This is a genomic window from Kribbella pratensis (assembly GCF_004366075.1).
GTDB lineage: Bacteria > Actinomycetota > Actinomycetes > Propionibacteriales > Kribbellaceae > Kribbella > Kribbella pratensis.
Genome location: NZ_SODU01000001.1, coordinates 2,709,613 through 2,732,219 on the forward strand (window position 1 = coordinate 2,709,613; position 22,607 = coordinate 2,732,219).

The following is a 22,607-nucleotide window of genomic DNA, read 5'->3' on the forward strand; positions in this document are numbered from 1 at the left end:
GGTGAGATCAGCGGCCGAGCCGGGCCTTGAGGAGCAGCTCGTGCAGTCCAGGCTCGGCGGACGGCCGGTCCGGCAGGTCGCTCGCTGCCTCCGCTTCGTCCAGCACTTTCTGTAGCTCCAGTACGTCCGTGGCAAGCCGCTCGAAGGTCGGCCCTTCGAGGGGCGCATGCTCGGCCTCGGCCTTCGCCGCCATCAACTCCGGCAGGTACGACGGTCCGCCCGGAAGCTCCCGCAGATCCGCCTGGACCACACCGGTCCGCATCAGGTTGATGCCCGTCAGCAGCACCCGGAACGTGTAGAGCAGTGGCTTCAGCTCACGCTTCTTCTCGAAGAACTCCCACTGGGTGCGCGCGAACCCGCGGTAGTGGTGCGCGTGCCACCTGGTGATGCAGCCCTTGGCGAGCGCGACGAGCTCGGCGTGTTCCGGCGTACTGACGACGACGAGCGGTGACAGGACCTGTTCGAGGACGTAGCCGTTGCGGCGGAGCATCAGGCGGGCGAACTTGGCCAGGTCGTGAGTGACCAGATCGACCTCGGCCTCGTTCTCGAACCAGGTACGGTCCAGGGTCTCCGGTCCGTGACGCAGGCCGACCACCTCGGCGGCCGGCAGCACGTGTACGCCGCGCAGGTCGACGTCGGAGTCGCGGGACGGAAAGCCGTACAGGTGGGCGCCGGAGACTGTTGCGAAGAGCAACGGGTACGGCTGCTCCCCCATGATGGTTCGGAGCTCGGTGTAGTCGAGTTGCCGCATGTCACGTGTCACCGAGACTCCTCTGTCGGACGGACCGGAGCCAGGTGTCGACGGTTGCGACGTCTGGCGTTGCCGGGAGGACTGTGTGCTGCAGTGCCTTGTCGAGTTCCTCGTGGAGGTTGAGGCGCCAGCGCTCGACCTCGTCCCACGGCAGTTCACCGCGCTTGACGGCGAGGAGGCGTTCGCGGTGCGGGCCGACGTCGACGACTAGCGTTGCTTCGAGCAACAGTTCGCGGGCCGAGAGCAGCAGCCGGATCAGGTGCATGACGTGCTTCCACTTCGGCGTACCGTCGCGGCGGAAGTCGGTTTCGAGCTTCTTGAACTGGCTGAGCACGTAGCCGGAGTACGTCTGGTAGGCCAGTTGGGACAGGAACGCAGTACGGAGTCCGACGAGCTCCTCACCGAGGGGCGTCTGGCGGACGACGAGGGGTGAGTGCAGGACCTCGAGGAGGTTCGGGTTGGACCTCAGCGCGAGTTCGCAGAAGCGCTCGACCTCCCACGAGAACCACTCCGGCTCCGGACCGTCGACGTGCGTCGGCGGTTTCGCGAGCGACCAGAAGGCCTCGGTCGGGGCGACGTACACACCACGCGTGTCGGTATCCGACTCGTCGGTGTCCAGGCCGAAGGCGCGTGACCCGACGACCGCGGCGTAGATCGTGTGCTCGCGGACGAGTCGGTCGCCGTCCGGCTGGTCGAGTTCGATCGCCTCGTCCTGGTACGCCGTCCGCAGGCTGAGCTGATCGCGCCGGGCCAGGGTCTGGCGACCGTCCACGAGGCGCACCGTGTACCGGCCGTCCGGGGTCACGCCGGCGACCCGCCCGGTCGCCCCACGCTGCGCCGTACCGCCCCGATCGTCGGGCGCCGCAACCCGAACCACCACCTGCGTACCCACCGGCAACTGCGGACCCTGAACACCCACCCGCCCCATGCTGCCCGACCCACGGGCCACGCCACCATCCACACTCGCCCCATCCGCGCCGGCCGAGCCCGGACGCCCAGGCCATCACAATTGCGCCGCCCGAGCCCATCCCCGCGTGGCGGACCCGGCCGCGGCCAATTGTGATGGCCTGGGCGTTCAGCATTCTCTTGACAAATTTTCCTGTCAAGTGGAGATTGAGGGGATGCTGCGGTACGTCGAGGAGCCCGAGAAGGTGCGGTTGGCGTTGTCGCCGATCCGGCGGAGGCTGCTCGAACTGCTGCGGGAGCCGTCGTCGGCGACCCAGCTCGCGGCCGCGCTCGACCTGCCGCGGCAGCGCGTGAACTACCACCTTCGCGAACTGGAGAAGGCCGGCCTGCTCGAGCTCGTCGAGGAGCGCCGACGGCGCGGATTCACCGAGCGGATCCTGCGCGCGTCGGCCGATCTGGTCGTCGATCCGGGCGTCATGGGCCGCGCGTTCACGCAGATCCAGGACCAGTACGCCGCCGAGCACCTGATCGAGGTCGCCGCGGGCACGGTGCGGGACGTCGCGCGGATGCAGACCGCGGCCGACGCGGACGGGAAGCGGCTGCTGACGTTCACGCTCGAGACCGAGGTGCGGTTCGCGGAGCCGGGCGACGTGCACCGGTTCACCGACGCGTTGACCGCCGCGATGCAGCAGGTGGTCGAGGAGTTCGACAGCGAGGGCGGGCGGCCGTACCGGCTGATCGCCGGCGGACATCCCGCACCGCGCCGTACCGAGGGAGAGACATGAAGATCGTGGTGACGGTGGCCGCCCCGGTGGAAACGGTGTGGGACGCGCTGCGGAACAAGGAGAAGATCCGGCACTGGCACGGCTGGGAGTACGAAGGCGGTCTCGACGAAGAGATCGACCTCATCTACTTCACCGAGACCGTCGAGGACGGTACGACGCTGCGGCTCGGAAACGGCGACGAGTTCGCCGTCGAGGCGGTCGAGGGTGGATCCCGCATCACGCTGACCCGCGCGCCACTGGGCGCCGACCCCGAGTGGGACGCGTATTACGACGACGTCACCGAGGGCTGGATCACGTTCCTCCACCAACTCCGCTTCGCCGTCGAACGGCACCCGGGCGATCCCCGCCGTACCTTGTTCTACTCGGGTACCGGCGCCGTCTCCCCCGTCGACGAACTGCGGATTCCGGCCGGCGACGCATTCGACCTCGACCTGATCGGCGAGGACGTCAAGTGCGAGGTCTGGTACCGCTCCGACCATCAGCTCGGTCTCACGGTAGATGCCTGGGGCAACGGCCTGCTGGTGCTCAGCCACGTACCGCCCGGCGATCAGAAGCCGGAGGGCGCCACGATGGCGATCCTGTCGGTGTACGGCGACACCGACCGCGGCGAGCTCGAGACCCGCTGGCGCGCATGGTGGACCGAACGCTACCCACAGGAACTCAAGCTTCCCGAGTGACAAGGCCGGCCGCCGCACCCCCGAAGGTGCGGCGGCCGGGTTCTCTTCAGTGCGTCAGCTCAGGTTCAGGCCCGTGTCGTCGATGACGAACGAGGTCTGCAGCGAGCTGTCCTCGGTGCCGGTGAAGCTGATCGACACCGTCTGGCCGGCGAACGACGAAAGGTTGAACGACTTGAGCGAGTAGCCGCTCGCCTTGTTCAGGTTCGAGTACGTCGCCAGCGTGGTCGAGCCCGCCTTCACCGTCAGCTTGTCGTACTGCGTCGACGAAGTGGTCTCCGCAGAGTCGATGTGCAGGTAGAAGGAGAGCGTTGCCGAGCAACCGGCCGGGATCGCGACCGACTGGCTCAGCGTGTCGGTGTGGGTCGAGCCGTAGCCGTCCAGCCAGGCCTTCCAGGTGCCGCTGCGCGCGGGCTGGGAGGTGCTGTTGTCGATCACTCCGGACGACGCCGACCACGGCGCCGCCGTACCGGTCTCGAAGCCCGGGTTGCCGAGCTTCTGGCCGGAGCAGCCGCCGGTGCCGCCGATGGTGAAGGTGAACGACGTGCTGCCCGAGCCGCCGGCACTCGCGGTCGCCGTCGCAGTGACGTTGAACGTGCCGCTCGCGGTCGGCGTACCGGACACGGTGCCGGTCGACGAGCCGATGGTGATGCCGGCCGGCAGACCGGACGCCGACCAGGTGTACGGCGCGGTGCCGCCGGACGCGGTGAGCGTGAACGGCGAGATCGCCGTACCGACCGTGCCGGTCTTGTTGCCCGGGTTCGTGACCGTGACACCACCCGACGTGGAGCAGGTCGGGTCGGCCGTCTGAGCCGGCACGCTGACCGCGTCCCAGGCCGCCTTCACGGTGTTGAACTCGGTGCAGCTGCCCGGGTACAGGTTCTTGGCCGCGGTCAGCGTCCAGGTCCGGTACTTCAGGTACGAGCTGCTGCTGGTCTTCATCAGCATCGCGTTGTACATGATCCGGATCGCCTTCTGGATGCCGATCCCGGTCACGGTCGAGCTGTTGCAGGTCGGGCTCGACGGGGAGCCGTTGCTGCCCTGCGAGAGCAGGTAGAACCAGTGGTTGCCCGGACCGGCGGCCGCGTGCACCTCGGTGCCCGGGATCGAGCTCGAGTAGCAGTTCGGGTCGCCGAGCGCCGACGGGTTGTACATGTTGCGGATCGGGCCCTGGCCGACCAGGTTGACCTCTTCACCGACCAGGAAGTCCGGCGGGTCGTACGACGCCGACTGGTTGCTGTAGTACTCGGTGGCCGCGCCGAACGTGTCGGCGACGAACTCCTGGGTGCCGCTGCCGGAGATGCCACCCGGCGTGTGGTCGTCGATCCCGTGACCCATCTCGTGGGCCAGGACGTCGATCGAGCCGATCCAGCCGCCGGCCGTGTTGTGACCGATCTGCACCTGCGAGCCGTCGTAGTACGCGTTCTCGTCGTTCAGGCCGACACGGATCGGCCAGGCGCCGCCGTTACCGTCCATGCCGTTGCGGCCGAGCCAGTCGGTCAGCATCTTCTTCTCGGTCTGGGCGGCGAACAGCGCGTCCACGCAGCCGGTTTCCTTGTTGGTCGCCGTACCGTTGCCCCAGTTGTCGTCCGGACCGGAGAACGTGGTGTTGTTCGCCGCGTCCTGGCAGGACAGGTTGGTGGTGTTGGGGTCCTTCATCGAGTACGTACTGCCGGACAGGGTGGTGTCCAGGTGGACCGGGTTCGGGCCGCTGTACGCCGCCGTACCGTTGCCGGCCATCACGTGTTCCTTGGTACCGAGCACCTTGCCGCTCTGCGCGTCGACGTACACCGACAGACTCGACGGGTCGTGGCCGTTGCTGCCGCTGACCCGCGACTGCCACACGAGCTTCGGGGTGCCGTTCAGGGCGTAGACGGCGAGCGTCGGCGTGGTCGCCGAGTCGACCTTCTTGAGCTGCGTCTTCGCCGTCTTCTGCGCGGCCGCGGGGGTCACCTTCGCGGTCGTCGACAGCTCCGGTACGGCGGTGGTCTGGGCGACCGAGGTGTACTTCACGGCACCCTTCGCATCGGTGACCACGACGAAGTCACCACCGACGACCGGGAGGCCCTTGTACGAACGCTCGTACGGAACGTACTGCAGACCGGACTGCTCCGAGATCACCGGCTTCGCGGTGAACTTGTCGTCCTTCGAGGCGTGCAGGGCGCTCGGGCGCCCCGCCACGAGGGAGGAAGCGGAGTCGGCGGCGAACGCCTTCGACTGCGCCTGTGAGGGCCGCGGCGGAGGCGCCGCACCCGTCGCCGCGCCGGCCGACGAACCGAACCCGGCGAGTGCTGCCGCGGCGAGGCCGGTCACCCCGAGAACGACCGCAACTTTGCGGGAACGCTGAAACAAGACCATGGATGTGGTCCCTTCGCGATGTGGTGCTTGGGCGGGTTGCGCCTCGCCGGACTGCAGGCGGTGCACCACTCCGCCTGGAACCTCCGGCCTACCCATCGGCACGGCTGTCCGGAAGACCCCTTTCCATCCAGCCCCGATAGATCGCGCGGACGGACACTATGTCCGCACCCCCACCCGGGCAAGGCGCTGTCGTGCCGTTGGCACCCCCAAGACAACTGACCGCGTTGTCATCACTACTAAGCGCTGACAAACCCTCCCGAATCCTGAGATTCATCACGCCCGCAGCCGGGATGTGGTGGGTGGGGTGAGGAGGTCATCGCGGACCGTGATGGGGGCGGGTGAGAGGTGCGTCGCGGATCGTGGGGGTGCTGAGCGGTTGCGTCGCGGATCGTGGTGGGGGTGGTGAGCGGTTGCGTCGCGGATCGTGGTGGGGGTAGGTGAGCGGTGCGTCGCGGACCGTGGTGGGAGGTCGGTGAGCGGGTTGTCGCGGAGGGTGGCGGCGTTGCGGTGGGGTGGGACTGCTGGTGGTCTGGGGCTGGTCCGAATGGCAGAATCGCCCAGACGGGTTGGCTGCCGCGGGGTGCGACACCCCGGCGGCGGAACCGGATCGCGATCAGGACGACGCCGGCTGGGGTGTGAGTGGAAACCGAATTCGTGCTGTCGCTCGGCGAACAGCAGTGGACGCTGCAGGCCGGGACCGACACGATCACCATCGGCCGCGCCTCCAACGCCGACATCCGGCTGCAGGCGGACGACCAGATCTCCCGCATCCACGCCCGCCTGAACCGCGACGGCGGCACCTGGACCCTCCACGACGAGTCCCGCAACGGCACCGGCCTCAACGGCCGCCGCCTCACCGCCCCCACTCCCCTCACCAACGGCGACCGAATCCAAATCGGCCGCTCGGTCCTCACCTTCCACAAATCCACCACCCCCAGCCCCCACTCCACAGACACGCCCCCCACCGCACCCCCGGCACCTCCCGCCGCCTCCGCCCCGGCGTCCGAGCCGCCACCAGCCGCACCCTCTCCTGCACCCCCGCAGGCGGACCCCACACGGGAACCCGAGGCGCCGTACGCCGACCCACCACGTCCACCCGAGTACGCCGCCCCCACCTCAGTCACCCCGGACGAACCGAACCCGTTCCCCCCACCCAACCAACCCCCCACCACCAACTCCCTCCAGACAGCCCCGCCCCCCGCAGCCAGCCCATTCGCGCAAAACGAGCAACTGCACGCCCCCAGCCCGTTCGCGCAGAACGAGCAACCGCACGCCACCAGCCCCTTTGCGCAAGACGAGCAACCGCACCCCGCCAGCCCGTTCACGCAGAACGAGCAGGCACACGCCACCAGCCCCTTTGCGCAGGACCAGCAGCCGCACCCCGCCAGCCCGTTCACGCAAGAAGACCAAGCGCACGCCGCTGGGCCGTTCGCACAGAACGAGCAACCGCACCCCGCCAGCCCCTTCGCGCAAGACGAGCAGGCACACACCTCCAGCCCTTTCGCGCAGGACCAGCAACCGCACCCCGCCAGCCCCTTTGCGCAGGACCAGCAGGCACACGCCGCCAGCCCGTTCACGCAGGACCAGCAGGCACACGCCGCCAGCCCGTTCACGCAGGACCAGCAGGCACACGCCGCCGGGCCGTTCGCGCAGGATGAGCAGTCGGCCGCTGCCGGGCCGTTTGTGTCGGGTGAGGTGGTATCCGGTGACGGCCGCCCGTTTGAGCCTGAGGGTAGGCAGGGGGCGGATGTCGATGAGTACATGGTGGGCGCAGAGGCTGGTGGGTCTGGGGCTGCGGGCGTGGTTCCTGGGTTTGAGGGGGGAACCTGGGCGGCCTATCCGTCGGCGGACAACCCGGAGCCGGTGCGGTCGCCGGCGGAGATCTCCGCCCAGATCGATCAGTCGGAAGCGAACTGGAACCCATCCGCCGGCTGGCCCGACCCGACCGATCGGCGGGCGTCGACCGCGGACCAGTTGCCCGGCGCGGACGACCGGCTCCCGAGGTCGGAACGACGCTTGCCCGGCGCGGACCATCGACTCCCCCGCTCGGAGCGGTTGCCCGGGTCGGAACGGTTGCCCGGGTCGGAACGGTTGCCCGGGTCGGAACGGTTGCCCGGGTCGGAACGGTTGCCCGGAGCGGAGCGCCGTACAGCCGACAGCGATGACGCCGTGGGGACGGTGCGGTTGTCGCGGGTGCTGATCGTGGCCGGGGCCGTGATCGTGCTCGGGATGGTTGTGAACCTGATCGTCACGTTCCTCGCCGACGGCCCCGGCGGCGTGCTCAGGTGGTTGGTCGCGCCGGGTATCGCGCTCGTGGCAGCGATGGTCCTGGCGCTGCTCGATGCGGCAGCCCCGAAGGACCACCGGCCGGGCCGTCTCACCGTGTCGGTTCTCGTCGCGATCGCCGTGGTGCTCGTCGGCGTCGGGATCGGCGGGTTCGCGCTGACGGCGGGCGCGCAGTACGTCGGCGGCTACCTGACGGGCAACGAGACCGGCGAAGACCGGCTGATCAAACCGGTCTCGAAGCCCGGCACGGGTGTCACGATGACCGTCGAGAACGTCACGTACACGAGCCATTTCACGCGCGTCGAGGTCAAGCTCGTCAACACCGCCAAGGAAGCGATCACGGTTCCGATCGACGGTACGACGTTCACCGCCGCCGACGGTACCGCCCTGCGCGCCGACCCCGGCCGCAGCTCCTGGCCGAAGCGGATCGCGACCGGCGGCACCGAACACGGCACGCTCACGTTCAAGGGTCACCTCCCGGACAGCGCCACCACGGCAGTGCTCACGTTCAAGTCCGGCAGCACGTCCTTCGCCATCTCCAATATCGCCCTGAGCAACTGACCTCGAGCACCCTCCCGGCCGACTTACATCGAAAATTGATATAGTCGCCGTAACCCACCGCCGCGGTGGGCCCGGAGGGAGCGGCGGCATGCTGGACGTCGACCGGTTGACCACGGTCATCGAGGACTTCAACACGATCTTCATCCGCCTCCCGTCGGTCCGCCGGCTCAACTTCTCGGCGCTCTCGGTCCTGCACACGCTCCACCGGCGCGGGCCGTTGCGGCTCACCGACCTGCTGGCGACCGAGCAGCTGAAGCAACCCGCCCTGACCAGCCTGATCGCGAAACTCGAGCAGGACGGCCTCGTCCAGCGCCGCCCCGACCCCGCCGACGGCCGCGCCAGCCTGCTCTCCCTGACCCACACCGGCCAGGAGCTCGTCCGATCCCGGCACACGAACCGGGTCGCGAAACTGACCGCGCTCGTCGAGCAACTCACTCCCGACGAGCGCGCAGTACTCGCAGGCTCGATCGACGTACTCCACCGCCTGACCGAACTCGCTGAGGACACCCCATGATCCCCACCCCCATCGTCGTACCCGACGAGGTTCTCGACGACCTCCGCCGCCGCCTGCGTGCGACGAAGTGGCCGCGCGACGCCGGCAACGACGACGGCTTCTACGGCGTACGACGTACCCGCCTGCAACCGCTCGTCGAGTACTGGGCGGACGGTTTCGACTGGCGCGCCGCCGAGAAGGCGATCAACGCGTACGACCACTACCGCGTCGACGTCGGCGACGTACCGGTGCACTTCCTGCGCCGGCCGGGCATCGGCCCGCGGCCGATCCCGCTGATCCTGAGTCACGGCTGGCCGTGGACGTTCTGGCACTGGTCGAAGGTGATCGACCGGCTCGCCGACCCCGCGTCGTACGGCGGTGATCCGGCCGACGCGTTCGACGTGATCGTCCCGTCGCTGCCCGGGTTCGGCTTCTCGACGCCGACCCGGCCGGACATGAACTTCTGGAAGATGGCCGACGTCTGGCACGAGCTGATGACGGGCGTCCTCGGATTCCCGAAGTACGCCGCGGCCGGCTGTGACGTCGGCGCGCTGGTGACGGGGCAGCTCGGCCACAAGTACGCCGATGAGCTCTACGGGATCCACATCGGGTCGGCGCTGAAACTCACGTTCTTCAACGGCGACCGCGGCTGGGACCTGAGCGGCGGCAACCCGATCCCGGAAGGGCTGCCGCCCGCGATCCACGCCCGCATCATCGAGCTCGAACGCCGCTTCGCCGCGCACCTCGCCACGCACGTCCTCGACCCGAGCACCCTCGCCTTCGGGCTCGCCGACTCCCCCGCCGGCATGCTCGCGTGGATCCTGGAACGCTGGCAGAGCTGGTCGGAGGGCGACGAGGCGTTCACCGACGACGACCTGCTCACCCACGCGACGATCTACTGGGCGGGCAACGCGATCGACACTTCGATCCGCACGTACGCCAACAACAACCGCTACCCGTGGACTCCGTCCCACGACCGTACGCCGGTGATCGAGGCCCCGACCGGCATCACTTTCGTCGGCCACGAGGACCCGCCCGGCGTGCACACTCCCGAGGAACGCGTACAGAACTTCCTCGCGAGCGACCGCGCCGCCTGGTACAACCACACCAACATCACCGCCCACCCCAACGGCGGGCACTTCATCCCGTGGGAGCTCCCCACCGAGTGGACCGATGACCTCCGGCGAACGTTCCGTCCCTTGCGCTGATCCGGCCTGGCTTGACCTCGACGTACGGTGGAGATCGTGCAGACGATTCTGATCACCGGTGCGACAGATGGCCTGGGGCGCGAACTGGCACTCCGACTGGGTACGGCGGGAGCTCGCGTACTGATCCACGGACGGGACGCGGCCCGCGCCGAACGTGTGCGGGCCGATATCCGCGCCGCGGGCGGTCCCGAACCAGAGATCCTGCTGGCCGATCTGGCTGATCTCCACCATGTCGACAAGCTTGCCGACAGCATCGACAGCGAACTCGACGTGCTGGTCAACAATGCGGGCATCGGCGGCGGCAGGCCCGGTACGGGGCGTGAGGTGAGTGCCGACGGCATCGAACTGAGATTCGCGGTCAACTACCTCGCCGGCTACCACCTGACGCGGCGCCTGCTCCCGCAACTGGCGCCCACCGGCCGGATCGTCAACGTGGCGTCGGCCGGTCAGCAGGCGATCGACTTCGAGGATCCGATGATGGAGCGCGGCTGGGACGGGTTCTCGGCGTACCAGCGGAGCAAGCTGGCGCAGATCATGTTCACCATCGACCTCGCCGCGGAACAGTCCGTCGTGGTCAATGCGTTGCACCCGGCAACGTTCATGGCCACCACGATGGTGACCGAGAGCGGCGTCAGCCCGATCAGCAGCGTCGCCGAGGGCGCCGACGCGACGATGCGCCTGATCACCGCACCGGACGTGCCGACCGGACGCTACTTCAACGGCCTCCGCGAGGCCCGCGCCAACGAGCAGGCGTACGACGCCCGCGCCCGCGAACGCCTCCGCACCCTCTCGGACAACCTCATCACAACCGCCCTCCGGTAAGCATCAGCGCCGGAAGAACTCGGTGGTTGTGGGGTCGGCCGGGAGGTAGGTTTCGACGGCGATCTCCTCGAGGGTGATGTCGAAGGCGGCGCCGAACGTGGTGACGGTGCTGAGGAACGCGAGGTCGAGGCCGCGGTGCTGAATGTGGATCGGGAGTGCGATGTCGGCGGGGTCTGGCGGCGTGGTGTCGACGGGGCCGTGGGCAACGAGTTCGTCGTACAGCTGATGGAGTTCGGGGTCACCGGAGGCCGCGGCCTGGCGGGCGAGGCGGGGCAGGAGGTACCCGCGAACCTGCTCCAGATTGCGGATCCGGGACGCCAGACCGTCCGGGTGCAGGCCGAGGCGCATCAGGTTGATCGGTGCTGTGAGCAACTTCTTGTCAACACCGGCCAGGAAGACGTTGAAGGAGTCGTTCGCGAGCAGGAGGTTCCAGCGGCGGTCGACGGCGACGGCCGGGTACGGCGCGTGCGCCCGGACGAACTGTTCGAGGGCCGCGCGGACCCGCGTCATGTCCGGGTCGTCCAGCGGCATCTGCCGGTACACGGGAGCGTGGCCGGCCGCGACCAGGAGCCGGTTGCGTTCCCGCAGCGGCACGTCGAGCTGCTCGGCGAGGTGCAGCACCATCGCACTGCTCGGAATCGTCCGCCCGGTCTCGACGAAACTCACGTGCCGCGACGACACGTCCGCCTGGATCGCGAGGTCGAGCTGACTCAACTTCCTCCGCCGCCGCCACTCCCGCAACAGCTCGCCCACCGGCCTGTCGTCATTCACAGCTCGAGTATCCAGGGCCGCGCCATGACACGTCAGGTAATCGACAGCGCCGCAGCGGCCGGCGCATCGTCGTACGCATGACGATCAAGCAGCTCACCCTGCACGCCTTCCAGGAATTCGCCAACGGCAACCTCGAACCGCTCCGCCCGCTCCTGCACGAGAACTTCGTCGAGCACAGCCCCGGCAACCCCTCCGGCCGCGACGCCTTCCTCGAGTTCATCGCCCAGGCCCCGGTCGCCGGCGCCGAGCTCGCCCTCCAACGCGTGATCGCCGACGAAACCCACGTAGTCGTCCACTACCTGATGACCACCCCCGAAACCACCCAGGCCGTGGTCGACATCTGGCGCTTCGAGAACAACCAGATCGTCGAACACTGGGACGTCGTACAACCCACGTGACTCCACGAGGCTAGCGGTCGTGCAGCGTGTCGTGGTGGTGGCGTTCGCCGCGGACCAGGTGCAGGCGGAGCTCCTGGGCGATCGTGTCCGGCGCATTCTCGTCGGGCGCGTTGTGGTCCAGGTCCGGGAGGATCCGGAACTCGGCGTTGGGCATGATCGTGGCGAGGCGCGGCAGTACGCCGGTCAGGTACGCGGGCGACCTGGCCCCACCGAGGAGCAGTGTCCTCGACGCGATCCCGGCGTACCGGCTGCCGTCGGAGTCGAGGCGGAGGATCTCCGCGATCTCGCCGGGCGTCGTCGGCATCATGTCACGCGTCTCGCGACTGCCGGGTCCGCGGACGAGCAGCAAGGAGATTGCCCACAGCAAAGGTACGGCGCGGAACGGCAACAGGTCCGTGCCTTTGAGGAACGTCGTCATCGCGGCAACGCGCCGGCCTGCGTCGAGTTGCCGCGTGAACCCGCCCAGCCAACTCCCGTCGAACGACCCGTCGATACTCACGCCCGGCTCGTATGCGATCAACGCATCCAACTGCCGCCGCAAACCCACATGCAGCGCGACCAGCCCGCCATAACTGTGCCCGAACGCCACCCGCGCGCCCGTCTGCTCGAGCACCGCGAGTACGTCGTCGACATCGGTCTCCACGCTGTACGCCGGACCTCGCGCCGCACTCGCCCCACGCCCACGCCGCTCGATCACATGCACCGTGTGAGCCCCGGAGAGCCCTCGCGCCAACGCCTCGTAGTGATGTGCTCGCCGGTTGTTCCCCGGCACCACGACAAGCCCCGGCCCGGTCCCCGTGGTCAACACCTGAATCCCCGAGACCAGCTGCCGCCGCCAAACGTCCGCGTCCTGCATCGCCGCCCCCTCCTTCGATCACGCCCCTAGACTCCCCAACGCCGCTGACACCGCTCTGTCTTCCCGCTGGCACGCGAAAACTCGGGCATCTGGACGCGAGGCGCCGTGAAGTGGTCGTGAAACGACGAAGTGCCTGGTCGGTGTTGCTCTGACCAGGCACTTCTCGAGGGGTGGAGGTGGCGGGAATCGAACCCGCGTCCTTCGGCGTCGCTTCAAGGCTTCTCCGGGCGCAGTCTGAATGGCGCTTTTCTCAGCCCCAGCGTTTGTACAGACATCTCGCTGACAGGCTCAGTCACTGTAAATGTCCCGTGCTAACCCCGTGACCGGGCTAGCAAAGCAAGCTCTCTAGATGAGGCCAGGAACCGGGGCGAGAGCATCCCCGGGCTGACCGCTTCTTTAGGTGCTCAGGCCGTCAGGCGGCGAGAGCGAAGCTACTGCGCTTGGAATCGGCAGTTATTGGTTTCCAGAGATCGTTAACGAGATAACCCTGGATCCTCGGCCCGCTTCCCTTGGAACGTACGTCCAAAGTCGAAACCGTTCACCCCCTGTTGAGTTGTCAAACTCCCACCCGTACCGCGGTGGAAGCTCCACACTATCAAGTCCAACAAGCCGCTCGCACCTCACATTCCCCCCGCGGGACCTACTTGATCAGGCGCAGGGTGAACGGATAGCGGAACTTGCTGCCCGCCGCGGTGGCCAGGCCGCCGATGCCGGTCAGGAGGAACCAGAGGATCCCGAGCACCGGGAACAGGAACGACAGGAACCCGTGGGTGAAGCCGGTCGCGATCCCCAGCAGCGCGAACGCCCCGAACGCGGTCAGCTGGAAGTTCAGCGCCTCGACGGCGTGCCGGCGTACGGCGGGGTTCTTCTGGCCGGCCGTCGCGACGACCAGGGCCGGGCCGACGAACGACGTCGGGTACCCGAGCCAGTGCGCGATCGTGCCCATCCCGCGCCCGTCGCCACGGTAGGTCTGCAGCGGCGCCGGCCGGGTGAAGGCGGCCGGGGCGAACGTCGGGACCGGGCGGGAGACCAGCCCGTCGAACGAGCTGTTCAGCTCGGCCCGGGTCCGTGCCTTCAGGGCCTTCTCCAAACGGAGGTCGAACTCCATGTGGTCGAGGCGCCCGTCGGCGTACATTTCCTTGAGGATCTCGACGGCCCGGTCCCGCTGCGCCGTCGTCACCAGCAGCTCTGAAGTGGACATGCTTCCACTGTGCGCGCCACCGGCCTCGCACCCCATCGGGTTCGCCCCGGATGCACCCCTGACCGGACCCGGAAGGCCCGGCTACTGGCGTCTGCGGTCCGACAGGGCGCGTTGGGCCTCGCGATTGGCCTGACGCTCGGCGAGAGCGTGGCGTTTGTCGTAGTCCTTCTTGCCGCGGCCGGTGGCGAGCTCGACCTTCGCGTAGCCGTCCTTGAAGTACAGCGACAGCGGGATCAGCGACACCCCTTGCTGCTCGACCTCGCGGATCAGTTTCTGTACTTCGTCCTTGTGCAGCAGCAGCTTCCGCGTACGGCGGGGCTCGTGGTTCGTCCACGTGCCGTGTTTGTACTCCGGGATGTGCATGCCCTGCAGCCAGAGTTCGTTCCCGCGGACGGCGGCGAACGCGTCGACGAGGGAGGCCCGGCCCTGCCGGAGGGACTTGACCTCGGTCCCCGTCAGCACCAGCCCGGCCTCCACCACGTCCTCGATGTGGTAGTCGTGTCGCGCCTTACGGTTCTGCGCGATCGGCTTCTCCCGGCCGGACTGTTTCACCATCCAGCCAGTATCTCAGACCGTCTACAACCACTTCATCGGATTAACCACGCGGCCGTCCTGGTAGACCATGAAGTGCAGGTGGCAACCGGTGGAGTAGCCCGTGGTCCCGGCGTACCCGATGATCTCGCCCCTTCGGACGCGTTCACCGACGCCGGCCTTGTACCGCGACAGGTGGTTGTAGACGGTGGTGATCGACGATCCGCCCATCACACCGTGTGAAACGAACAGACGATTTCCGTAGCCACCGTTGTAGTACTTGTCCGACACCACCCCGTCGGCCGCGGCGCGGATCGGCGTACCGCACGGAGCGCGGAAGTCGGTCCCGTCGTGCAGCTTCCAGTAGTGCAGAACCGGGTGAAAACGCATTCCGTACGGCGACGTGATGTAGCTGCTGACCGGGTAGGCCAGCCGCCCGCCGCCGGACGACGGCGGATCGTCCGGAATGTTCCGCGGTTTCCGGTGCTCCTTGCGCGCCTTCGCCCGCTCCGCCTTCTCGGCTGCCGCCTTCCGGCGCGCTGCGGCCGCCTTCTCGGCCTTCGCCCGCGCGATCAGGAGCTGTTCGACCCGGTTCCGCTCACGCAGCAGCGAGTTGTACTGCGCCAGCTCGGCGTTCTTCTCCTTCTCGGCGGCCTTGAACGCGGTCAGCTTGACCTTCGCGATGGCCGCGGCCTCGGCACGGTCGGCCGCGACCTGCTTGGTCAGCTCCGTGACCCGCTTGACCGTTGCGGCGGCCTCGGCGCGAGCGACCTCGGACTCCTTCTCCGCGGCCGCGACCTTGACCCGCTTGCTGGCGAGCTGCGCCTGCGCGTTGTTCAGGTTGGTGATCGCATTGCTCTGGATGCCGAACACGTTCCGCTGGACCTGCATCCCGGTCGCGATATCGGCCGGGGCGGCACCCCGCAGCGCGATCGACAGGCCCACCAGGCCGTTCTGCTGCTGGTACGCCGACCGTACGGCGCGACCCGCGACAGCCCGCTTCTCCGCGATCAGCTTCTCGCCGGCCTCGACGTCGGACACCGCCGTACGCAACGCCGCCTCGGCCGCGGCGAGCTTGCCCGCGGCGACCGCGTCGGCGGCCTTCGCGGCGGCGAGCTGCCCCTGCGCGGCGGCGTACCGGACCTGGACGGCCTGGTACTTCACGACGGCTTGGTTGTACGCGGCAACGGACTTGCCGAGCTGGTCGGACGCGTCGTCGAGATCAGCCTTCTGCTGACCGAGCTGCGCGTCGAGTTGCTTCTTCTTGGCGACTGGATCCGGCGGTTTCGCCTCCGCGGACGGAGTGGACGGAACCGCGGCCAGGACACCGGCGGACAGGGACAGGACAAGGCAGCAAGCGGCGACCGCCGTCTGCCGGCCCGGCGGTCGCTTGCGTGATCGCTGGTACGGCGCGGTGGAGGTGCCGGTGCTGTCGTCTCGCTTGATGCTCCCCCGCTCGCGCGGGTTCGCACCGGGGAAGTGCGGGACCACAGGTCGACCCCTTGCTCTGGATGAAATTGTGCGGTACGGGAGTGACTGCTGTTACTCCTGTTACTGCACGATAGGTCACCCGGGTCAGACTTTGAGGTATTTCCGCGTTGTCAGGAATGTCGGGATGACGGCCAGGACCAGGCCGACCACGACCATGATCAGCGTGGCGCGGAAGGTTTCGGTCGCGCCGACCCACTGCCAGACGCGGAACGTCTCCTGGGCCCGCTGCATGACCACGAAGTACACGCCGACCCACAAGGTGCCGCAGGCAAAGACCGCGCCGATCAGGGCCGCCAGCACCGCTTCCAGGAGGAACGGTAGCTGGATGTAGAAGTTCGAGGCGCCCACCAGGCGCATGATGCCTATCTCCCGTCTCCGGGCGTACGCCGCCAGCCGGATCGTGTTGGAGATCTGCATCAGAGCCGCGACCAGCAGCAAGCCGGCCGAGATCAGCGCCCCGACCTGCAAGCCGTTGAGGGCCTTGAACAGTGGATCGAGGTACTGGCGAAGGTCCTGGACGGTGTCGACGCCGGGGAGGCCGGCGACGGCGCTGACCAGGTTCTGATAGCGCGTCGGATCTCGGAGCTTGACCCGGAAGGACTCCTGCATCTGGTCCTCGGTGACCGTGCTGACGATCGGCGAGTCCTTGTACAGCTTCTTGAACGACTCGAACGCTTCCTTCTTCGACTCCGAGAACACGCCGTCGGGGGCGGTGTCCGGGTTCGTCTGGATGACCTGCTGGATCCGGTTCTTCTGCTCCTGGGTCACCTCGGCGCCGGAGCAGCCGCGGCCGCCGGAGTCCTTGGTGCACAGGAACACCGAGATCTGGATCTTGTCGTACCAGTTCCCCTTCATCAGGTCGACCTGCTCGCGGGCGAGCAGCGCGCTGCCGAACAGCGACAGCGAGACCCAGATGGTCACGACGACCGCGATCGTCATCGAGAGGTTCCGCTTCAGACCGATCCCGAGGTCGGAGAGGATGTAGTTCAAGCGCATCAGTCAGTCAGTCCCCTGGTCAGTGCTGGTAGCCGTAGACGCCGCGCGACTCGTCGCGGACGACATGGCCGTTCTCCAGCTCGATCACGCGCTTGCGCATCTGGTCGACGATCGAGACGTCGTGGGTGGCCATCACCACGGTCGTCCCGGTCCGGTTGATCCGGTCCAGCAGCTTCATGATGCCGACCGACGTACCGGGGTCGAGGTTTCCGGTGGGCTCGTCGGCGATCAGGATCATCGGCCGGTTCACGAACGCGCGGGCGATCGCGACGCGCTGCTGCTCGCCGCCGGACAGCTCGTCCGGCATCCGGTCCTCCTTGCCGTCCAGACCGACCAGCTCGAGGACCTCGGGCACCGTCTTGCGGATGTGCGCGCGAGGCTTGCCGATCACCTGCAGCGCGAACGCCACGTTCTCGGCCACGGTCTTGTTCGGCAGCAGCCGGAAGTCCTGGAACACGGTGCCGATCTGGCGCCGCATCTGCGGGATCCGCCAGCTGGCCAGCCGGTTCAGATCCTTGCCGGCGACCATGATGTGACCTCTGGTCGTCCGGTGCTCACGCAGGACCAGACGGAGGAACGTCGACTTGCCGGACCCGGAGGTTCCGACCAGGAAGACGAACTCGCCCTTCTCGATCTCGACGTTGACGTTCAGCAGAGCGGCCTTGGACTGGCCCTCGTACGTCTTGGACACATTCTCGAAGCGGATCACGGGTTCATCCGGCCGTGGTCGGGAACAGGGAGCGACGCGACGGTAACCACGAAGTGCACCGTACGCCACCGGAGCGGCCGGCGATCAGTCTAGGCGCTCCACGGCGTGCCGCCGACCAGACGTGCCGGTCCGTACACCCGCGTCCGATACCCGGTGCGTTTGAAACAGCCGTACGAGAAGGTCAGGCTGGGGACGGGCTCGGCGTGCCGTTGCCGTTGTCGGGGCGGGCGCCGGCTATGCGGGCTACGCCGGCGTCGGGTTTGCGGCCGGCGCGGCGGGCGGCCTCGACGTGCAACCGGGCCAGCTCGACAGCCTGGCGCGAGACCTTCACGGTCTTCTTCTCAGCCATGGTCACTGTCTCCCTCGACGACCTCGATGTCGGTGTCCGCGATATCAGCGTACGCGGACGCGCCGATGCGGTCGATCGCTACGGCGGCGGTCAGCGCGGCGACCAGATCGTAGTCCTCGGGTTGTAACAGCTCCGACCTCATCAGTGAACGCAGCGTCACAACACCGGCGTCCGTCCCGGCGTCCTCGCCCTCGAGAATCTGCTCCACGGCCCACCGGACCATCCGCATGGTCTCCTCACGGTGCCGCCAGGTGTCGAGCTCGCGGTCGGACTTCCGCGTCAGGTACGCCCCCAGGGACACGCCACCGAGCGCGAGCAGCGGACTCAGAACCGTCATCACCACCCCGACGATCGAGATCCAGGTAGGGATCACGGACACACCCCGACGCTCATACCCGTCCTCCCAATTCCGTGGTCTTGACCGGTCGATGATGCTACGAAGGAGCATTCCACCCACCACCGACATACCAGGATGACAAGGGGCGGTGTCACCGTGACGGACGAGCAGGACCGCTACGACGTGTTCGTGCAGGGGACGGTGTTCCTCGACATCGTCATGACCGGTCTGGCGTCCGCCCCGACCACCGGTACGGAGATCTTCGCCGAGGGCATGGGATCGTGCCCGGGCGGTGTCGCGAACTTCGCGATCGCGGCCGCGCGGCTCGGACTGCAGACAGGACTCGCGTCGGTCTTCGGTGACGACGCGTACGCCGACTTCTGCTGGCGGACCCTCGCGGACCAGGAGGGCGTGGACCTGTCGCACTCGCGGCGGATCGGCCACTGGCACTCGCCGGTCACGGTGTCGATGTCGATCGACCGGGACCGGGCGATGGTCACGCACGCGCACGAGGCGCCGGGCGATCCGAGCAAACTGGTGGGGCCAGGCCTGAAGACGCGGTCCGCGATCGTGCCGGTGGCGGAGGAGCTGCCGGGCTGGACGGTCGAGGCGCGGCAGTCCGGTGCGCTGTTGTTCGGCGACGTCGGCTGGGATCCGACCGACGAGTGGTCGCCCGCGGTGCTCGACGTACTCGAAGGGTTCCACGCGTTCACGCCGAACGCGGGTGAGGCGATGGCCTACACCCGCACCGACACCCCCAAGGCCGCGCTGCACAAGCTGGCCGACCGCGTACCGCTCGCGGTGGTGACGAACGGCGCGGACGGCGTACTGGCGATCGACTCGGCGACCGGTGAGGAGGAGCAGGTGCCGGCGCTGCCGGTGCGTTCGTACGACCCGACCGGCGCCGGCGACGTGTTCCTCGCCTCACTCGTGCTCGGCACGCTCCGCGGCTGGCCGCTCGCCCACCGCCTGGCGTTCAGCAACCTGTGCGCCGGCCTCTCGGTCCAGCACTTCGGCGGCTCCCTCGCGGCGCCCGGCTGGGGCGACATCATCGACTGGGTGCGCGACCACAGCCGGCACCGCCCCGGCGACGTCGACCCCGCCGTACTCCAGCACTACGCCTTCATCGGCGACGTCCTCCCGGCCGGTCCCGTCCCGATCGTCCGTCGGGCCTCAGCCACGATCGCGCGCCTGTCGGACGCCTGACGCGCCTACCGTCACCGCGACCAGGACGAGCAGTACGCCGCCGCCCAGGAAGCCCCAGGACGGCGCGGCATGTTCGAGCACCAGCCCGGCGGTCGCCGATCCGGCGGCCGAGCCGAGGTTGTTGGCGGTGTTGATCCAGGTGCTCGCCTCGGTCCGTTGGTACGGCGGAGTGACGTCGTCGGCGGCCAGGTACGAGACCACGAACAGCGGGGCTACTGCGGCACCGGCAAAGCCCAACACACTCCCGAGCACGACCAGGTCGGTCACGAACGACGCCGCGAGCAGTCCGGCGGCCAGTACGGCGATCAGCCCGCCGAGATGGGTCGACCAGGACCGGGTATGACGCCGGCGCGCCCAGAGCATCCCGCCGATCACACTGCCCGCCGCGATCGCTGCCTCGACGTACCCGGCCGCTCCGGGACGTCCCGCGTGCTGCGCGACACCTGCCACGCAGACGTACGCCGCGCTGATCCCGGACGCCGTGACCGTGATGACGAGCAGGATCCGTCGCAGACCGGGGATCACCAACGGCCCCAACGGATGCCGAGTGGGCGCCGACGCTGACGTCGAGGTCGTCACCGGACTCGTCACCATCGCGAACGTGCCGACGACCATCACGGCGGCCGAGCAGCCGAGCGCGGCTGGTGCGGATACGAGACCGATCAGGGTGCCTGCGATCAGTGGCCCGCCGAGGAACAGGCACTCCTCGGAGACCGCGTCGAGAGCGTACGCGCGTTCCTTCAGCACAGAGCCCTCGGTGAGCAGTCGCCAGTTCGACCGCATCGACGGCCCCAACGGCGGCGCCAGCAACCCGGTCGCGCCGACGAGGAGCAGTACGGCGGCATCCGGCGTACCGAATGCTGCGATGGCGACCAGACCGGCGGATGCACCGAGTGCGAGGGGTGGCAGGACGCGGCGCTGGCTGTAGCGGTCGACGAGCCGCGCTTTGTACGGCATCGACAACGAGGCGAACCCGAACACCGCGACCGCGGCGCCGGCCGTGGCGAAGGAACGGGTGGACTGCTGGACGGTGAAGAGCAAAGACAACGGGAGCAGACCGTACGACAGCCGGCCGAGCAACGCAGGCACGAATGTGCGCAGCGCCGACGGCAGCAGCAGCAGGACGTCACGGTAGCTCCCGGCACGAGTTGTGCCGGACACGAGAATTCTCCTAGAGAGACGGGATGAGGCTCGATACCACGCAAGGCGTGGGAGCCGTCTCTAGTCACGGGGGGAGAACATGCGGGCGAGCCTACAGCTCGTTCTCGGCGGCTGGAAATGTCGGCTTACTGGGCTCCACCGGTCGTAGGGTCTGGGGTGGTGCGCGGGCTGTGGGACCGCGCTGGACGGAGAGGTGCAGGCGATGACGATCAGTCGGCGGCAGGTACTCGGGCTCGGGACCGGACTGGCTGCGATGGCCGTGGCGGGATGCGGGTCGAACTCCGGGCGGCCGTCGTCCGGTGGGTCGGACGGGTCGAAGCCGGCGCTGCAGCAGTGGTACCACCAGTACGGCGAGGCGGGCACGCAGCAGGCGGTGGAGAAGTACGCGAAGGCGTACCCGGATGCGACCGTGACGATCCAGTGGTCGCCGGGTGACTACGAGAAGAAGGCCGCGACTGCGCTGCTCACCGACCAGGGCCCGGACGTGTTCGAGTACCCGAACGGGCCCACGATCGACATGATCAAGGGCAAGCAGGTCGTCGAGCTGACCGATCTGCTGGGCGATGCGAAGAGCGACTTCAACGGTGCGCTGCTCGAGCGGATGTCGTACCAGGGCAAGCTGTACGGGATCCCGCAGGTGATCGACATGCAGCTGCTCGTGTACCGCAAGAGCCTGCTGAGCGCGGCCGGCGTACAGCCGCCGCAGACCGTCGACGAACTGCTCGCCGCCGCGAAGAAGCTCACCAACAACAAGACCAAGGGGCTGTTCGTCGGCAACGACGGCGGCGTCGGCGTGCTCGGCGGGCCGGCGCTCTGGTCGGCCGGTGTCGACTACCTGACCAAGGACAACCAGTTCGGTTTCGACGACCCGGCCGCGTTCGAGTCGCTGCGCAAACTGCGGGAGTTCTGGACGTCGAAGGTGTTGTTGCTCGGGGCACCGACCGACTGGTCCGACCCGGCCGCGTTCACGCAGGGCCTGACCGCAATGCAGTTCACCGGCCTGTGGACGCTCCCCGTGATCGAGAAGGCGCTGCCCGGCGACTACGGCGTACTCCCCTGGCCGAAGCTGAACGCCACCACCGGCGCGCCGAGTGTCCCGGTCGGGGCGTACGGCGCCTGCGTGAACGCCAAGTCGAAGAACCTCGACGCCGCGAAGAAGTTCGCCAAGTGGCTGTGGGTGGACCAGACCGACGACCAGCTCGACTTCGCGCAGGCGTACGGCTTCCACGTACCCGCCCGCAAGAGCCTGTCGGAGAAGGCGGACAAGCTGAAATCCGGCCCGGCCGCGGACGCCGTCAAGCTGCTGAACGAGAACGGCCGCCCGCAGAACCCGATGCTCTGGTCGCCGAAGGCCAGCTCGGCGTACTCCGACGCGCTGAACAAGATCATCCGCAGCGGCGCCGACCCGGCCGCGGAGATCAAGACCGTCAAGTCGGTCACCGAGGCCGAACTCAAGCGCATCACCGGCTGACACGACAAGGCCGCGGCCCCACACCGTTCGGTGCGGGGCCGCGGCTGCGCCGGCTCAGACGACCTTGACGTACTCCGCCTGCTGACCCTTCGGGCCCTGGGCGATGTCGAACTCGACGCGCTGGTTCTCCTCGAGGCTACGGAAGCCGTCGGTCTGGATGGCGGAGAAGTGGACGAACACGTCCGCACCGCCCCCGTCGACGGTGATGAAGCCGAAGCCCTTGTCGGCGTTGAACCATTTCACAGTTCCCTGTGCCATGTTGTTGCTCCTTCGTGGAGATGGGTGC

23 protein-coding genes and 1 other RNA gene are annotated in these 22,607 nt (G+C 68.2%); 9 read left to right on the forward strand and 15 right to left on the reverse strand.

Translation table 11 applies throughout. The features are described from left to right. Positions 1-7: 7 nt before the first annotated feature. Both EV137_RS12995 and EV137_RS13000 read right to left on the reverse strand, forming a co-directional pair. Positions 8-763, reverse strand: a complete 756-nt coding sequence (locus EV137_RS12995) for a nucleotidyltransferase domain-containing protein (RefSeq protein WP_238175265.1) — start codon at positions 761-763, stop codon at positions 8-10. Further along, the gene (locus EV137_RS13000) at positions 753-1,670 is read right to left on the reverse strand and encodes a nucleotidyltransferase domain-containing protein (RefSeq protein WP_134128767.1); all 918 of its coding nucleotides are present in this window, start codon (positions 1,668-1,670) and stop codon (positions 753-755) included. The genes EV137_RS12995 and EV137_RS13000 overlap by 11 nt, the downstream gene beginning before the upstream one ends. A 187-nt stretch (positions 1,671-1,857) precedes the next feature. Here EV137_RS13000 and EV137_RS13005 point away from each other — a divergent pair, with 187 nt between their 5' ends. Next, the gene (locus EV137_RS13005; RefSeq protein WP_238175266.1) at positions 1,858-2,442 is read left to right on the forward strand and encodes a winged helix-turn-helix domain-containing protein; all 585 of its coding nucleotides are present in this window, start codon (positions 1,858-1,860) and stop codon (positions 2,440-2,442) included. Continuing rightward, positions 2,439-3,119 carry an SRPBCC family protein gene (locus EV137_RS13010; RefSeq protein ID WP_134128769.1) on the forward strand — a complete coding sequence of 227 codons (681 nt, stop codon included), beginning with the start codon at positions 2,439-2,441 and terminating at the stop codon, positions 3,117-3,119. Before EV137_RS13005 ends, EV137_RS13010 begins: the two co-directional genes overlap by 4 nt. A gap of 54 nt (positions 3,120-3,173) precedes the next feature. Here EV137_RS13010 and EV137_RS13015 read toward each other — a convergent pair whose 3' ends face one another. Continuing rightward, the gene (locus EV137_RS13015) at positions 3,174-5,474 is read right to left on the reverse strand and encodes a M4 family metallopeptidase (protein ID WP_134128771.1); all 2,301 of its coding nucleotides are present in this window, start codon (positions 5,472-5,474) and stop codon (positions 3,174-3,176) included. Positions 5,475-6,113: 639 nt separating this feature from the next. Between EV137_RS13015 and EV137_RS13020 the strand changes: the two genes are divergently transcribed. From EV137_RS13020 to EV137_RS13035, 4 genes are all read left to right on the forward strand, one after another. Continuing rightward, complete coding sequence (locus EV137_RS13020; RefSeq protein WP_134128773.1) at positions 6,114-8,321, forward strand: FHA domain-containing protein; 2,208 nt, start codon at positions 6,114-6,116, stop codon at positions 8,319-8,321. Between the two features lie 88 nt (positions 8,322-8,409). Then, positions 8,410-8,835, forward strand: a complete 426-nt coding sequence (locus EV137_RS13025) for a MarR family winged helix-turn-helix transcriptional regulator (protein ID WP_134128775.1) — start codon at positions 8,410-8,412, stop codon at positions 8,833-8,835. Further along, the gene (locus tag EV137_RS13030) at positions 8,832-10,022 is read left to right on the forward strand and encodes an epoxide hydrolase family protein (RefSeq protein ID WP_134128777.1); all 1,191 of its coding nucleotides are present in this window, start codon (positions 8,832-8,834) and stop codon (positions 10,020-10,022) included. Before EV137_RS13025 ends, EV137_RS13030 begins: the two co-directional genes overlap by 4 nt. A 36-nt stretch (positions 10,023-10,058) precedes the next feature. Next, on the forward strand, positions 10,059-10,844 hold the full coding sequence (locus EV137_RS13035; RefSeq protein ID WP_238175267.1) for an SDR family NAD(P)-dependent oxidoreductase: 786 nt from the start codon (positions 10,059-10,061) through the stop codon (positions 10,842-10,844). Between the two features lie 3 nt (positions 10,845-10,847). Here EV137_RS13035 and EV137_RS13040 read toward each other — a convergent pair whose 3' ends face one another. Further along, positions 10,848-11,615 (reverse strand): helix-turn-helix domain-containing protein, encoded by a 768-nt coding sequence (locus tag EV137_RS13040; protein ID WP_238175268.1) that lies wholly within the window; start codon positions 11,613-11,615, stop codon positions 10,848-10,850. A 77-nt stretch (positions 11,616-11,692) separates the two neighbouring features. Here EV137_RS13040 and EV137_RS13045 point away from each other — a divergent pair, with 77 nt between their 5' ends. Continuing rightward, positions 11,693-12,013, forward strand: a complete 321-nt coding sequence (locus tag EV137_RS13045; protein WP_134001443.1) for a nuclear transport factor 2 family protein — start codon at positions 11,693-11,695, stop codon at positions 12,011-12,013. 10 nt (positions 12,014-12,023) lie between these two features. On the opposite strand, the gene EV137_RS13050 is transcribed toward EV137_RS13045, so the two are convergent. The 9 genes from EV137_RS13050 to EV137_RS13085 all read right to left on the reverse strand — a co-directional run bounded on the left by EV137_RS13050 (position 12,024) and on the right by EV137_RS13085 (position 18,525). Next, positions 12,024-12,869 carry an alpha/beta fold hydrolase gene (locus EV137_RS13050; RefSeq protein ID WP_134128781.1) on the reverse strand — a complete coding sequence of 282 codons (846 nt, stop codon included), beginning with the start codon at positions 12,867-12,869 and terminating at the stop codon, positions 12,024-12,026. 168 nt (positions 12,870-13,037) lie between these two features. Continuing rightward, positions 13,038-13,415: a transfer-messenger RNA gene (ssrA, locus tag EV137_RS13055) on the reverse strand. Positions 13,416-13,509: 94 nt separating this feature from the next. After that, entirely contained in the window at positions 13,510-14,070 is a 561-nt protein-coding gene (locus tag EV137_RS13060) for a DUF1707 and DUF4870 domain-containing protein (RefSeq protein ID WP_134128783.1), read from the reverse strand. An 81-nt stretch (positions 14,071-14,151) separates the two neighbouring features. After that, entirely contained in the window at positions 14,152-14,625 is a 474-nt protein-coding gene (smpB, locus tag EV137_RS13065; RefSeq protein WP_130382146.1) for an SsrA-binding protein SmpB, read from the reverse strand. A gap of 21 nt (positions 14,626-14,646) precedes the next feature. Beyond that, the gene (locus EV137_RS13070; RefSeq protein ID WP_134128785.1) at positions 14,647-16,092 is read right to left on the reverse strand and encodes a M23 family metallopeptidase; all 1,446 of its coding nucleotides are present in this window, start codon (positions 16,090-16,092) and stop codon (positions 14,647-14,649) included. Between the two features lie 84 nt (positions 16,093-16,176). Further along, positions 16,177-17,088: a permease-like cell division protein FtsX gene (gene ftsX, locus EV137_RS13075; RefSeq protein ID WP_130382150.1), complete on the reverse strand. Its 912-nt coding sequence runs from the start codon at positions 17,086-17,088 to the stop codon at positions 16,177-16,179. A gap of 19 nt (positions 17,089-17,107) precedes the next feature. Then, entirely contained in the window at positions 17,108-17,797 is a 690-nt protein-coding gene (ftsE, locus tag EV137_RS13080) for a cell division ATP-binding protein FtsE (protein WP_130382152.1), read from the reverse strand. 181 nt (positions 17,798-17,978) lie between these two features. After that, positions 17,979-18,146, reverse strand: a complete 168-nt coding sequence (locus EV137_RS40505) for a hypothetical protein (protein WP_166679851.1) — start codon at positions 18,144-18,146, stop codon at positions 17,979-17,981. Next, positions 18,139-18,525 (reverse strand): hypothetical protein, encoded by a 387-nt coding sequence (locus EV137_RS13085; RefSeq protein WP_134001451.1) that lies wholly within the window; start codon positions 18,523-18,525, stop codon positions 18,139-18,141. Before EV137_RS13085 ends, EV137_RS40505 begins: the two co-directional genes overlap by 8 nt. A 114-nt stretch (positions 18,526-18,639) precedes the next feature. On the opposite strand from EV137_RS13085, the gene EV137_RS13090 reads away from it, so the two are divergent. After that, complete coding sequence (locus EV137_RS13090; protein ID WP_238175269.1) at positions 18,640-19,689, forward strand: carbohydrate kinase family protein; 1,050 nt, start codon at positions 18,640-18,642, stop codon at positions 19,687-19,689. On the opposite strand, the gene EV137_RS13095 is transcribed toward EV137_RS13090, so the two are convergent. Next, entirely contained in the window at positions 19,657-20,850 is a 1,194-nt protein-coding gene (locus EV137_RS13095) for an MFS transporter (RefSeq protein ID WP_134128787.1), read from the reverse strand. The two genes, EV137_RS13090 and EV137_RS13095, sit on opposite strands and share 33 nt — an antisense overlap. 202 nt (positions 20,851-21,052) lie before the next feature. On the opposite strand from EV137_RS13095, the gene EV137_RS13100 reads away from it, so the two are divergent. Continuing rightward, positions 21,053-22,321 carry an ABC transporter substrate-binding protein gene (locus EV137_RS13100; protein WP_134128788.1) on the forward strand — a complete coding sequence of 423 codons (1,269 nt, stop codon included), beginning with the start codon at positions 21,053-21,055 and terminating at the stop codon, positions 22,319-22,321. 54 nt (positions 22,322-22,375) lie between these two features. Here EV137_RS13100 and EV137_RS13105 read toward each other — a convergent pair whose 3' ends face one another. Next, positions 22,376-22,579 (reverse strand): cold-shock protein, encoded by a 204-nt coding sequence (locus tag EV137_RS13105; RefSeq protein WP_133789754.1) that lies wholly within the window; start codon positions 22,577-22,579, stop codon positions 22,376-22,378. Positions 22,580-22,607: the final 28 nt, after the last annotated feature.